This is a genomic window from Achromobacter mucicolens (genome assembly GCF_029866465.1).
Classification (GTDB): Bacteria; Pseudomonadota; Gammaproteobacteria; order Burkholderiales; family Burkholderiaceae_B; genus Achromobacter; species Achromobacter mucicolens.
Window position 1 is genome coordinate 1,609,389 of the sequence record NZ_CP123364.1, and the last position, 12,941, is coordinate 1,622,329.

General features: G+C 65.4%; 14 protein-coding genes. 11 read left to right on the plus strand and 3 right to left on the minus strand.

The window, feature by feature from the left end; all coding sequences use genetic code 11:
• The first annotated feature begins 108 nt into the window (after positions 1-108).
• The 9 genes from QEP15_RS07330 (at position 109) to QEP15_RS07370 (ending at position 7,270) form a co-directional block, all read left to right on the plus strand.
• Positions 109-828: a TerC family protein gene (locus QEP15_RS07330; protein WP_175156839.1), complete on the plus strand. Its 720-nt coding sequence runs from the start codon at positions 109-111 to the stop codon at positions 826-828.
• Entirely contained in the window at positions 815-937 is a 123-nt protein-coding gene (locus QEP15_RS07335; protein ID WP_255357201.1) for a hypothetical protein, read from the plus strand. Before QEP15_RS07330 ends, QEP15_RS07335 begins: the two co-directional genes overlap by 14 nt.
• A 9-nt stretch (positions 938-946) precedes the next feature.
• Entirely contained in the window at positions 947-1,891 is a 945-nt protein-coding gene (gene hemC / locus QEP15_RS07340; protein ID WP_056322558.1) for a hydroxymethylbilane synthase, read from the plus strand.
• Positions 1,891-2,709, plus strand: coding sequence for a uroporphyrinogen-III synthase (locus QEP15_RS07345; RefSeq protein ID WP_152383832.1), 819 nt, complete (start codon positions 1,891-1,893; stop codon positions 2,707-2,709). Before hemC ends, QEP15_RS07345 begins: the two co-directional genes overlap by 1 nt.
• A gap of 37 nt (positions 2,710-2,746) precedes the next feature.
• The gene (locus QEP15_RS07350; RefSeq protein WP_152383833.1) at positions 2,747-3,937 is read left to right on the plus strand and encodes a uroporphyrinogen-III C-methyltransferase; all 1,191 of its coding nucleotides are present in this window, start codon (positions 2,747-2,749) and stop codon (positions 3,935-3,937) included.
• A gap of 4 nt (positions 3,938-3,941) precedes the next feature.
• Positions 3,942-5,555, plus strand: a complete 1,614-nt coding sequence (locus tag QEP15_RS07355) for a heme biosynthesis HemY N-terminal domain-containing protein (protein ID WP_175156840.1) — start codon at positions 3,942-3,944, stop codon at positions 5,553-5,555.
• 29 nt (positions 5,556-5,584) lie between these two features.
• Positions 5,585-6,115: an inorganic diphosphatase gene (ppa, locus tag QEP15_RS07360; protein ID WP_056322566.1), complete on the plus strand. Its 531-nt coding sequence runs from the start codon at positions 5,585-5,587 to the stop codon at positions 6,113-6,115.
• A gap of 289 nt (positions 6,116-6,404) precedes the next feature.
• Entirely contained in the window at positions 6,405-7,100 is a 696-nt protein-coding gene (locus tag QEP15_RS07365) for a fumarylacetoacetate hydrolase family protein (RefSeq protein ID WP_128827800.1), read from the plus strand.
• 38 nt (positions 7,101-7,138) lie between these two features.
• Positions 7,139-7,270, plus strand: a complete 132-nt coding sequence (locus QEP15_RS07370; RefSeq protein WP_008164311.1) for an entericidin A/B family lipoprotein — start codon at positions 7,139-7,141, stop codon at positions 7,268-7,270.
• A gap of 72 nt (positions 7,271-7,342) precedes the next feature.
• On the opposite strand, the gene QEP15_RS07375 is transcribed toward QEP15_RS07370, so the two are convergent.
• The 3 genes from QEP15_RS07375 to QEP15_RS07385 are packed head-to-tail and all read right to left on the minus strand — an operon-like array spanning position 7,343 to position 10,021.
• Complete coding sequence (locus QEP15_RS07375; protein ID WP_056322570.1) at positions 7,343-9,043, minus strand: PhoH family protein; 1,701 nt, start codon at positions 9,041-9,043, stop codon at positions 7,343-7,345.
• A gap of 55 nt (positions 9,044-9,098) precedes the next feature.
• Entirely contained in the window at positions 9,099-9,563 is a 465-nt protein-coding gene (locus tag QEP15_RS07380; RefSeq protein ID WP_062838474.1) for a peroxiredoxin, read from the minus strand.
• Positions 9,563-10,021 carry an Mth938-like domain-containing protein gene (locus QEP15_RS07385; RefSeq protein ID WP_142055794.1) on the minus strand — a complete coding sequence of 153 codons (459 nt, stop codon included), beginning with the start codon at positions 10,019-10,021 and terminating at the stop codon, positions 9,563-9,565. The genes QEP15_RS07380 and QEP15_RS07385 overlap by 1 nt, the downstream gene beginning before the upstream one ends.
• A 233-nt stretch (positions 10,022-10,254) precedes the next feature.
• Between QEP15_RS07385 and alaC the strand changes: the two genes are divergently transcribed.
• A complete protein-coding gene (alaC, locus tag QEP15_RS07390) occupies positions 10,255-11,442 on the plus strand; it encodes an alanine transaminase (RefSeq protein WP_056322579.1) in 1,188 nt (395 codons plus the stop codon).
• A 169-nt stretch (positions 11,443-11,611) separates the two neighbouring features.
• Positions 11,612-12,916 (plus strand): homoserine dehydrogenase, encoded by a 1,305-nt coding sequence (locus QEP15_RS07395; RefSeq protein WP_056322581.1) that lies wholly within the window; start codon positions 11,612-11,614, stop codon positions 12,914-12,916.
• Positions 12,917-12,941: the final 25 nt, after the last annotated feature.

Sequence of the window (12,941 nt, forward strand, 5' to 3'; positions counted from 1 at the left end):
AACTACAATAATATGTTTTTCTAAATAAACCTGCCGCGCGAAGGCGCGCGGCAGGGCGGCCGGGCCGGGACCGGCCATTCTTTTCATAAATGCCTTCGGGGGTTCAAAGTGCTTGAGTTTTTTCAGACGCTGAGTTGGGCAGCGGTATTTCAGATCATCCTTATCGACATCCTGCTCGGCGGCGACAACGCTGTCGTGATCGCGCTGGCGTGTCGCAACCTGGCGCCCAAGCAACGGATGCAAGGCATTTTGTGGGGCACCGCAGGGGCAATCATTCTGCGCGTCGTGCTGATCGCCTTCGCAATGCAGCTTCTGAACATCCCGTTCCTGAAGGTCGTGGGCGCGCTGCTGCTCGTCTGGATCGGCGTCAAGCTTCTGGTTCCCGAAGAAGATGCGCATGGCGACATCAAGGGCGGCACATCCATCGTCGCCGCGATCAAGACCATCATCATTGCTGACTTCGTGATGAGCCTGGACAACGTGATCGCCATCGCCGGCGCCGCGCAGAATGCGCATGCCGACCATCAGCTGGGCCTGGTCATTTTTGGCCTGGTCGTCAGTGTGCCGATCATCATCTGGGGCAGCACGCTGGTGCTCAAGCTCATCGACCGCTATCCGCTGGTCGTCACCTTCGGCGCGGGCCTGCTGGGCTGGATCGCTGGCGGCATGCTGGTCACCGACGTTATTGTCGAGCGTCAATTTGGCGTTCAGCCGACTACGGTTAAAATCGCCGCTGAAATCATTGGCGCCTTGCTCGTTGTTGTCCTTGGACGGTGGCTTGCAAGCCGCAAGAACGCTTCCAAGGAATCAGCACATGAGTCTGCGTAGATCCACCGATCCCCAGCAATCCGAATCGGGCCTGAGCCTTCTTCAGGGTCTGTTCGTGCTGGCCATCCTCGGGGTAGTCGCGACGATCATCGTCTCCAACTTCGTTTGATGGCGTCACGTGTCTCTACCGCAACGTCTGGTCATTGCGACCCGCGCAAGCCGGCTTGCCCTGTGGCAAGCCGAGCATGTGCGCGATCGGCTGCGCACGCTGTACCCAGCGTGCGCAGTTGAACTTCTTACCCTGACAACCCGAGGCGATCAGATCCTCGACCGCACGCTGTCCAAGGTGGGCGGCAAGGGTCTGTTCGTCAAGGAACTCGAAAACGCGCTGCTCGACGGCCGTGCCGATCTCGCCGTCCACTCCCTCAAGGACGTGCCGGTGGATCTGCAGGCGCCGTTTGAGCTTTGCGCCGTCCTCGATCGCGCGGATCCGCGCGATGCCTTCGTGTCCAACCGATATGCCTCGCTGGCGGACCTGCCCGCGGGCGCCGTGGTCGGCACGTCCAGCCTGCGCCGCGAGTCCCAGATCCGTTCCCGGTTTCCCGCCCTGGTGGTCAAGCCCCTGCGCGGCAATCTGGATACGCGCCTCTCCAAGCTCGACAAGGGCGACTACGACGCCATCGTGCTGGCTGCCGCCGGCCTGGACCGTCTTGGCATGGGCGAGCGCATCCGCAGCCTGCTCGATCCCGCCGACAGCCTGCCGGCGGCCGGGCAGGGCGCCCTCGGCATCGAAATCCGCGACGACCGCGACGACATGCGCGCGTGGCTTGCACCGCTGGTCAGTGCAGACACGACCGCCTGCGTGCTCGCCGAGCGCGCGGTGTCGCGCAAGCTGGGCGGTTCCTGCCAGGTGCCCCTGGCCGCCTTTGCCCAGCTCGCCGGCGACACGCTGTCGCTGCGCGCGCTGGTGGCCTCGCCCGACGGCACCCGTGTCGTTCATGCCACGCACAGCGGTCCCATGACCGAAGCCGAAGCCATCGGCGAAGCGGCCGCCTCCGAACTCCTGGAGGCGGGTGCAGAGACGATTCTTCGCGAACTGCTGCAAAACCCCGGGTCCGACTGATGGACCCGGCGTTTGCAGCCGCCGACGGGCCGCGCATCGCCATCCTGACGCGGCCCGCAGGGCGCAACGAAGCGCTGGCCGGCCGCCTGCAGGGCGCCGGTTGGCAACCGTGCATCCTGCCCGCACTTGAAATCCACCCCCTGTCTGTCGCTGCCGAAGACCTGCCGCGGCCGTCGGCCTACGACCTCGTCGTGTTCGTCAGCGGCAATGCCGCGCGCCAATACCTGGATCAGCTCGCGCGCGCCGATGGCGCCGCGGACTGGCCTGCGGGCGTCGCGGTCGCCACGGTCGGGCCCGCCAGTGCCCAGGCGCTGCACGAGACCGGCCGTTTTGGCGTGAATACAACAGTTCTGCATCCGGACGAATCGGCCCCCAGCCATGATTCCGAGGCGCTTTGGCGCGTGCTTGCCGCCCAGCCTCAGTTGCCCGCGCGCGTGCTGGTGGTGCGGGGCACGCAGGGGCGGGACTGGCTCGGCGATACGCTCGAGGCACACGGTGCGCACGTGACGCGCCACGCAGCCTACCGCCGGCAACCGGCTGGCTGGACCGCGGAACAGCTTGCCACCCTCAGGCGCTGGGCCGATGCAGGCGTCACGGCCACCTGGCTGGTCACCAGCGGAGAGGGCGTCGACGCCATTTATGGTCAGCTCAGCGCCGCGGGTCTGACCGGGTGGTGGCAGCGCTGCCGCTTCGTCGCCACGCACCCCTCGCTGGTTGGCCGCCTGCCGCAGCCCCGCATTGGCGCGCCCGAGCCGGCGATGGTAAAAATCTGCGTGCCCAACGACGAGTCGATTTTCCAGGCTTTTGTTGCTGCTTGATTCGTTGGTTCGGACTGACACCGAATACAATCGCGTCATGACAGATAAGACTCCCGCTACCGATCCGGCCGTTCATCCGGCCGCCCCGGACGCAAGCGCGTCCGCATCGGCCCCGGCCGACTCCGTCAAGGCCCGTCCGGCCAAGCGCGGCAGTGGTCCTTTGGCCACCGCACTGATAATCGTCATCCTGTTGGCCGTGGGCCTGGGATATGCGTTGTGGAAGCAACGCACCCAGTTCGTCTCCGCAGGCCGCGAAGTGGCAACGCGCCTGGATACGCTCAGCGCCGATGTGGCGCAAGCCCGCAAGGACACCCGCGAAGCGCTTGCCCTCGCGCAGGCGCAGACCGGCCGCGTCGCCGAACTCGAAGACACGTTGCGCGAAACGCAAAGCCAATACAACGCCCTGCAACAGGCTTGGCAGAACTTCAACGACAGCGCCAGCGACGAACTGCTGGCCAATGACGTCGAACGCCTGCTGACCATCGCCAATCAGCAATTGCGCCTGGCCGGCAACGTCTCCAACGCCATCGTCGCCCTGGAAACCGCGCAATCGCGTCTGGCGCGTGCCGACCGCCCGCGGTTCTCCAGCCTGCAGCAATCCATCAATGGCGACCTGGACCGCCTGCGTGCCGTGTCCACCGTCGACATCCCCGCGCAATCGGGCCGCATCGAACGCCTGGTCGCGCTGATCGGCAAGGCGCCGCTGCTGGTGCCGGACACCGTGTCGCCGGGCGTGTCCCCGGTCGGTCAAGCCCAGCCGCCCGCGCCGGCCCCCACGATCGATCCGCTGGCCGGCCTGCCCGCCGACGCGCCCTGGTGGCAGCGCTGGCGCGCCGAAGTGGCTTCATGGCCTGGCCGCGCGGGCTCCGCGCTGGCTCACGAGCTTGGCGGTCTCATCACCATCCAGCGCGTGGACGAACCGGCCGCGCTGCTGTTGTCGCCCGAACAGGCCGATCAGGTGCGCGGCACGCTGCGCCAGCGCCTGTTGACCGCGCAGCTCGCGATGCTGATGCGCCAGCCCTCGGTCTGGAAGAGCGAACTCGACAACGTCGGCACCACGCTTTCCAAGTACTTCGATGGCCGCTCGCCTGACACCGTCGCCGCGCAGACGCTTGCGCGCGAACTGGCCCAGACCGACATCGCCGTGCGCATGCCGGATGTGGCGGACAGCCTGAACGCCGTGGCGGCCCTGCGCGCCGCCGGCTTCAAGACCAGCGACCAGGACTGAACCCATGCGTACCTGGTTCTGGACCCTGCTGCTCGCCGTCGTCGCCGTCGCCCTGGCGGTGGTCCTGCGCTCGCACGCGGGCAACGTGCTGCTTCTGGTGTGGCCGTGGCGCATCGAGATGTCGCTGACCCTCGCCGTCCTGCTCATCGTCGCCACCTTCATCATCCTGTACGTGGGCCTGCGGCTTCTGGCCTGGCTGCTCGCCATTCCCGATCGCGTCCGGGCCTGGCGCGGCAAGCGCGCGCAGGCTCGCGACCACGAATTGCTCGAACGCGGCTGGATTGGCCTGCTTGAAGGCCGCTACGCCCACGCCGAAAAAGACCTGACCAAGCTTCTGGACCAGACCAAGGTCCGCACGCGGCGCGTGCTGGCTGCCCTGTCCGCTGCTCGTGCCGCGCATGGCCTGGGCGAATTCGACCGGCGCGATCGTCTGCTGGCCAACGCGCAAGAGCAGGCCGGCACCGAGCCCGGCCTCATTGAAGCCACCGCCACCGTCTCGGCCGACATGCTGCTCGATCAGGGCCGCGCTGAACGCGCACTGACCGTGCTGGGCCCGCTGGCCGACGGCGGCGCCCGTCATTTGCACACCATGCGCCTGCTGCTGCGGGCGCACACGGCTCTGAATCATCAGGAACAGGTTTTCACGCTGGCGCGCGGACTGTCGCGCCGCAATGCGCTGGGCCGCCCCGAAGCCGACGGCCTGATCGATGCCGCGGGCGCCGCGCGCTTGCGTGCCGCCGCGGCCAACGATGCCTGGCGTCCCATCTGGAAAGACCTCAAGGCCGAAGAGCGCCTGCTCCCGGAAATTGCCCTGGCGGGCGCCGCCGCATTCGAAGCCGCCGGCGAGCCCAACGAAGCGGCGCGCGTCCTGGAATCGGCCATCGCGGTCAAGTTCAATCCCGCCCTGGTGGCGGCCTACGCCCGCTGCGAAGCCGAGCAGGTGTCGCGGCGCCTGGCCAAGGCCGAGACCTGGCTGCATCAACGCCCGACCGATCCCGACCTCCTGACCGCCCTGGGCATGCTGTGCCTGAATGGCCAGCTCTGGGGACAGGCCGAACGCTACCTCTTGCGTAGCCTGGCGCGGCGCAGCGATGCGCAGACGCACGCGCTGCTGGGCAGTCTGTACGATCGTCTGGACCGGCCGGTAGATGCCGTGCGCCACTGGCGCCTGGCCACGGCCGCCAGCATGGCGTTGCCGGTGCTGGCCTCGGATGCGGCGCTTCCCGCCGCAGACACCGGCTCGGACCCTTATCGCGTGGATGCCGAAGGCGGCTATGCCGTCGGCCTGTCGGACACGGACAGCGATGAGGACACCGGTGGCGATTACCCGGCCTTGCCGCCGGCTGCCGCATCGGCTTCGGACTACGTACTGGATCCGGATGCCCGCGCCAGCAAGGCCCAGCAAGACCGCGCCCTGGCGCCCGAAGACGCGCCGCTGGCTCGCGGAACGTCCGATATCGACGAATACTTCGACAGCGCGCCCATTCCGGCGGCGGCGTTCGACGAGCCCGTGCCCACGTACGCGCCGGCGCCGGCCGTGCCTGCTCCCAAGCCTGCGCCGCCCGCGGCGCTCGTGCCGACCACCAAGCCGCCGTTCAAGGACGACGGCTCGATTTGAATATCCTTTCAGACAAACAAGGTTGAACCATGAGTCTTGATCGCGTCTCCCCTGGCAAGAAGCTGCCGGAAGACTTCAACGTCATCATCGAAATCCCCATGAACGCCGACCCGGTGAAGTACGAGGTCGACAAGGATTCCGGTGCGATCTTCGTCGACCGCTTCATGCTGACGGCCATGCACTACCCGTGCAACTACGGCTATATCCCCCAGACCCTGTCCGAAGACGGCGACCCCGCCGACGTGCTGGTCCTGACCCCGTTCCCCATCCAGATCGGCGCCGTCGTGCGCTGCCGCGCCATCGGCGTGCTGGAAATGGACGACGAGTCGGGCGGCGACGCCAAGCTGCTGGCCGTGCCGATCGAAAAGCTCTACCCCCCGTACCGCAACATCAAGTCCTACGAGGATCTGCCCGCGGAAGACATCTCCCGCATCCAGCATTTCTTCGAGCACTACAAGGACCTGGAAAAGGGCAAGTGGGTCAAGGTCAAGGGCTGGAAGGGCGTGGACGCCGCTCACGAGGAAATCGTGCGCAGCGCCGAGCGCTACACCAAGGGCTGATCGGGCTACACGCCAGCCGGCATCTTGCCGGCCGGCGCCTACCGGCGGCGCGGCCGCGACGGCCCGTGGCCTGTCGCCGCCGCGCCGTTGTCTTGCAGGCGCCCGTTCCGTGCGGTCCTCGCATTGGCCGCAGAAAGGGCTACACTCGCGAGTGCTTTTTCAAACGCCCGGCCGCCCAACAACAACAACGCCCCATCGCGGGGGCACAGGGCATGCCAAGCGCGCGCGGCGTCGGGGTAACATTTTTCCCGGATATTCCGGTCACGTATTTGTCATAGGTTGATAGCTCATGGACTACGTTTTGCCTCCCCAGCCGCCCGTCGCGGTCCCCGTTGCCGGCAGCGCCGCGCTGTTCCCCGTGCGCCGCGTCTATTGCGTCGGCCGCAATTACGCCGAACATGCCAAGGAAATGGGTTTCACGGGCCGTGAAGATCCGTTCTTCTTCTGCAAGCCCGCTGACGCGGTGCTGTTCGTGGCCGACGGCGAAACCGGCAAGATGCCTTATCCGCCCAAGACTTCCAATTTGCACTACGAGATGGAGCTGGTCGTGGTGCTGGGCAAGGGCGGCCGCGACATCCCCGTCGACCAGGCCAACGAATGCGTGTGGGGCTATGCGCTGGGTCTGGACATGACCCGCCGCGACCTGCAAGGCGAAATGAAGAAGCAGGGCCGCCCCTGGGAAATCGGCAAGGCCTTCGATCAGTCGGCGCCGCTGGGCCCCATCCACCCGCGCAGCGTGGTCGGCACGCTCGACAAGGGCGCCATCTGGCTGGACGTCAATGGCGAGCGCAAGCAATCCAGCGACATTTCGCAGATGCTGTGGAATATTCCGGAAAGCATTTCGTATCTGTCGGGCCTGTTTGAACTGCAGCCCGGCGACATCATCTTCACCGGCACGCCCGAGGGCGTGGGCGCCGTGCGCCAAGGTGACGTGATCACTGGCGGCGTCGAAGGCCTGGGCGAACTGCGCGTGCAGATCGCCTGAGCGCAGGCGCTTTCATTTTTTCATTTTGGAGTCACAGCATGCGCGGCAAGATTGTGCTGACTGCCTTTGTCGTGTTCGGTTTCGTGCTGGCCGGTTGCAATACCGTCGCCGGCATGGGCAAGGACATGTCCCGGGCAGGCAATGCCATCACCAACGCAGCCGACAAATAATCGGCGCGCGGTAGTGAAAAAAAGCCCCTTGAGCGATCAAGGGGCTTTTTGTTTGTCGGTGCGAGAACAAGCCTAGAGCACGTCGCCCGCGTAGTCGGCCAGGCGGGAGCGCTCGCCACGCTGCAGCGTGACGTGGCCCGAGTGCGGCCAGCCCTTGAAGCGGTCGACCACAAAGGTCAGGCCCGAACTGCCTTCCGTCAGGTAGGGCGTGTCGATCTGCGCGATGTTGCCCAGGCAGATCACCTTGGTGCCAGGGCCAGCACGGGTCACCAGCGTCTTCATCTGCTTGGGCGTCAGGTTTTGCGCCTCGTCGATGATGAGGTACTTGTTCAGGAAGGTGCGACCACGCATGAAGTTCAGGGATTTGACCTTGATGCGCGAGCGGATGAGGTCCATGGTGGCCGCGCGGCCCCAGTCCCCGTTGCCTTCGCCTTCGCCCATGTTCAGCACGTCGAGGTTGTCTTCAAGCGCGCCCATCCAGGGCAGCATCTTTTCCTCTTCGGTGCCGGGCAGGAAACCAATGTCTTCACCGACGGGCACCGTGACGCGCGTCATGATGATCTCGGTGTAGCGCTTGGTCTCCAGCACCTGCGTGATGCCCGCCGCCAGCGCCAGCAGCGTCTTGCCCGTGCCGGCCTGGCCCAGCAGCGACACGAAATCGCATTCCGGGTTCATCAGCAGGTTCATGGCGAAATTCTGCTCGCGATTGCGCGCCGTGATGCCCCAGACATTGTTCTTGCCGTGGGTATAGTCGCGCAGGGTGGCCAGCACCGCCATCTTGCCGCTGACTTCGCGCACTTGCGCGTACAGCGGCATCTGGCCTTCGAAGTAGACGAACTGATTGACCACGAATTGCGAGCACAGCGGGCCGTGGATGCGGTAGAAGGTGGTGCCGCCCTGTTGCCAGGATTCGACGTCCTTGCCGTGCTTGTTCCAGAAGTCTTCGGGCAACTGCATCACGCCCGAGTACATCAGGTCGGAGTCTTCGAGGACATGGTCGTTGAAGTAGTCTTCGGCGGCCATGCCCAGCGCGCGCGCCTTCAGGCGCATGTTGATGTCCTTGGACACCAACACGACCTCGCGCTGCGGGTATTTTTCCTGCAGGGCGCGCACCACACCCAGGATCTGGTTGTCGGCCTTGCCCATCGGCAAGTCCGAGGGCAGGGTGCTGTGGATGGCCGTGGTCTGGAACATCAGGCGGCCCGTGGCATCCTTGTTGCCCAGCTTGGCCAGCTCAAGGCCTTCGTCCAGGTGCGTGGCGTCCTGCACCAGCGAATCGAGCGACCGGCTGACCTGACGCGCGTTGCGCGCGACTTCCGACATGCCCTTTTTCTGGTGGTCCAGTTCTTCCAGCGTCATCATCGGCAGGAAGATGTCGTGCTCTTCGAAGCGGAAGAGCGAACTGGGATCATGCAGCAGCACGTTCGTGTCCAGCACGAACAGCTTGCGAGGTTCATTCTGGGCGCGCGCCTTGCCGCGCTTGGCGGGGGCGGGCGCAGCCTTGGCCTGCTGGCGCGCCGGGGCGCGAGCGGCCGGCGCGGCGGGGGGCGGCGCCTGGTGAGCGGGCGACGGCGTGTGGGCCTTGCGTGCCGGCGCCGCCAGGCCTTCAAGTTCTGGCTGTACCAGCAGTTCGTCCTCGTCTTCGGCGAGGGCTGCCTGGGTGTTGGACCGCGCAGCGGCAGTCTTGGTGGTGCGGGCCTGCGCCCGGGCGGATTCGCCCGAGGGGAAGGTCAGGATGGCTGCGGGGCGGGTAGGCAACTTCGGAAGCGGCATATGCGTCACTCTCCTGTTTGGGCCGGCTATAGCGCCTGACGGGTTTCCTGTGCGGCTAACCGATGCTTTTGGCGGCTTGCAGGACTTCCTTGGCGTGGCCTGGGACCTTCACCCCGCGCCACTCCTGCACCAGCACGCCATAGGCGTCGATCAAGAAGGTGCTGCGTTCGATGCCGCGCACCTGCTTTCCATACATGTTCTTCTGCTTGATGACGCCGAACAGATTGCAGACGGTTTCGTCGGCGTCGGAGATGAGAGGGAAAGGAAGCTCGTACTTGGCCTTGAAATTCTCGTGCGACTTCAGCGAGTCGCGCGAGATGCCGATCACGATTGCGCTGGCCGACAGGAAGTCGGCGTGCAGATCGCGGAAATCCTGGCTTTCGGTGGTGCAGCCGGGCGTGTTGTCCTTGGGGTAGAAATACAGGATCACGGCCCGCCCCTGGCATTGCTCGAGGCTGATGGGGCCGATCGTGCTTTCGGCGGTAAACAACGGGGCGGGTTTGCCTATGCTCGGCGTCATTAATTCGTGGCTCCGTGGGGAGGGATGAGGGCGACGACCACGCGCCGGCCTTCAGCCATCAGGATGTTGTAGGTGCGCGAGGCAGCGTGGGTGTCCATGGTTTCGACGCCGATGCCGATCGCCAAAAGGGGACGCAGCACGTCGGGACGCAGGAACTGTTGCTTGCCGCCGGTGCCCACCAGCAGGACTTCGGGGGCGTTGGCCGGGCGGCTGGGCGCGGCTTCCGGGGCATCCAGAAAATCCAGGGGATTGCGGGCGGGCTCGGACAATCCGGCTGCCAGGAGCAAGAGGGAGGAGGTAATGTCGGCCGTCGACTCAACAGGCCAGATGGTCACTTCGCCTTCGGGGCCGAAAGCGACCGAAGAGGAAAAACGTACCTGGTTGACCTCGATGTAGCCATCGCCGTAGGCGGTGACAGTGTTTAGAGCGGCCGTCGCAGGATCGGTATGCAGCTTCAATAAAAACTCCGGCTTTACGTGCTTGATAATAGCGCATCGGACACGCCGCATGTTGCAACGTATCCACGGGGAAAAAGGGGCTTTTTTGCCCCATTTGCCGCCAAGGCGTCGTTGCGCTAGATTACAGGGTTTTGCTGCGCTGCAATCGTGAACTGGCGCGGCTCAGAGCCCCTTTCCCCTTCGCGCGACCGCGCCCTGGTCTTTTTGCCTTTTCGCCCCTAAGGATTCCCATCATGAGGAAGTTCTCTCGCATCGAGCGTTTGCCCCCGTACGTTTTCAACATTACCGGCGAGCTCAAGATGGCGGCGCGTCGGCGTGGCGAAGACATCATCGACATGTCGATGGGCAATCCGGATGGGGCGACGCCCAAGCACATCGTCGACAAGATGGTGGAGGCGACCACGCGTCCCACCACCCACGGCTATTCGGTGTCCAAGGGCATTCCGCGCCTGCGCAAGGCGATCTGCGACTGGTACCAGCGCCGCTACGCGGTCGAGTTCGATCCGGACTCCGAGGCCATCGTCACCATCGGGTCCAAGGAAGGCCTGGCGCACCTGATGCTGGCCACGCTGGACCGCGGCGACACCGTGCTGGTGCCCAATCCCAGCTACCCGATCCACATCTACGGCGCCGTCATCGCGGGCGCCAACATCCGTTCCGTGCGCATGACGCCGGGCGTTGACTTCTTCGAGGAGCTGGAACGCGCCGTGCGCGAATCCATCCCGAAACCCAAGATGATGGTGCTGGGCTTTCCCAGCAACCCGACTGCGCAGTGCGTGGACCTGTCGTTCTTTGAGCGCGTGGTGGCGCTTGCCAAGGAACACGACATTCTCGTCGTGCATGACCTGGCGTATGCCGACATCACGTTCGACGGTTATGTGGCGCCGTCCATCATGCAGGTGCCCGGCGCGCGCGACGTTGCTGTCGAGTTCTTCACGATGAGCAAGAGCTACAACATGGCCGGCTGGCGCATCGGCTACATGGTCGGCAACCGCGAGCTGGTCAACGCGCTGGCTCGCATCAAGAGCTATCACGACTACGGCACGTTCACGCCGATCCAGGTGGCGTCCATCGCCGCGCTGGACGGCCCGCAGGACTGCGTGAGCGAAATCGTGGCGCAATACCAGAGCCGCCGCGACGTGCTCGTGCGCGGCCTGCATGAAGCAGGTTGGAATGTGGAGATTCCCAAGGCGTCCATGTACATCTGGGCGCAGATCCCCGAACCCTACCGGGCGATGGGCTCTTTGGAATTTGCCAAGCGTGTCCTGTCGGATGCGAAAGTGGCCGTGTCCCCCGGGATCGGCTTCGGCGAGTATGGCGACGAATACGTCCGCTTCGCGCTTATCGAAAACGAGCAGCGCACGCGTCAAGCGGTGCGCGGCATCAAAGATATGTTCCGCAAGGACGGATTGCTGAAGTGATGGGTGCCCACCCCCGCAGCGCTGCGCGCTTCCCCCTCTGAGGGGGCATGCCTGCGGACCGGCGGAGCCGGATCCGCGGCATCGCGATCGGGTGGCAACAGCTTCATGCACAGGATTATGGAGAAGTGAAATGAATTCCCCTCAACGCCCGCCCGCAGAGGGCGGCGCGATGAAACCCATGAAGGTGGGTCTGCTTGGTCTTGGCGTGGTTGGCGGCGGCACGTGGACCGTGTTGTCTCGCAACGCCGAGGAAATCGCCCGCCGCGCTGGCCGCCGCATTGAAGTCACCCGCGCCGCCGTGCGCGACGTGGAAAAGGCGCGTGCCCGCGTGGGCGACTCCATCCTGGTCGACACCGATGTGCACGCGCTGGTGCGCGATCCCGACATCGACATCGTCGTGGAACTGATCGGCGGCGACACGCTGGCGCGCGAGCTGGTGCTCGAAGCCATCGCCAACGGCAAGCATGTGGTCACGGCCAACAAGGCCTTGCTGGCCAAGCATGGCAACGAGATTTTCGCCGCCGCGTCCGAACGCGGCGTGATGGTGAACTTCGAGGCCGCCGTCGCGGGCGGCATCCCCATCATCAAGGCGATCCGCGAAGGCCTGACCGCCAACCGCATCCAGTGGGTGGCCGGCATCATCAACGGCACCACCAATTTCATCCTGTCCGAAATGCGCTCGCGCGGGCTGCCGTTTGCCGACGTGCTGGCGGAAGCGCAGCGCCTGGGCTACGCCGAAGCCGACCCCACGTTCGACGTGGAAGGCGTGGACGCGGCCCACAAGCTGACGCTGCTGGCCTCGCTGGCATTCGGGGTGCCGGTCCAATTCGACCGCGCCCACATCGAAGGCATTTCGCAACTGGCCGCCGAAGACATCGAACACGCCGAGCGCCTGGGCTATCGCATCAAGCTGCTGGGCATCACCAAGCGCCGCCCCGACGGCATCGAGCTGCGCGTGCATCCGGCGCTGGTGCCGTCCGAGCGCCTGCTGGCCAATGTCGAAGGCGCGATGAACGCCGTGCTGGTCAAGGGCGACGCCGTCGGCCCGACGCTGTACTACGGGCAGGGCGCGGGCGAAGAGCCCACCGCCTCGGCCGTCGTGGCCGACCTGGTCGACGTGACGCGCCTGCACACCGCCGATCCGGGCAACCGCGTGCCGCACCTGGCCTTCCAGCCGGATGCCATGTCGGACACCCCGATCCTGCCGATCGAACAGGTCAGCACGTCCTACTACCTGCGTCTGCGCGTGGACGATCAGCCCGGCGTGCTGGCGGACATCGCCCGCATCCTGGCCGACCGCGGCATTTCCATCGGTTCGATGATCCAGCAGCCGTCGCACATCGGCGGCGCCGACATCATCTTCCTCACGCACGAAGCCGTCGAAGGCAACGTCAATCAGGCCATCGAGCGCATTGAGTCGCTGCCGTTCGTGCGGTCCAAGGTGACGCGCCTGCGCGTGGAGAACCTGACGTGATCGGGGGCGCCCGGTGCATCGTGGA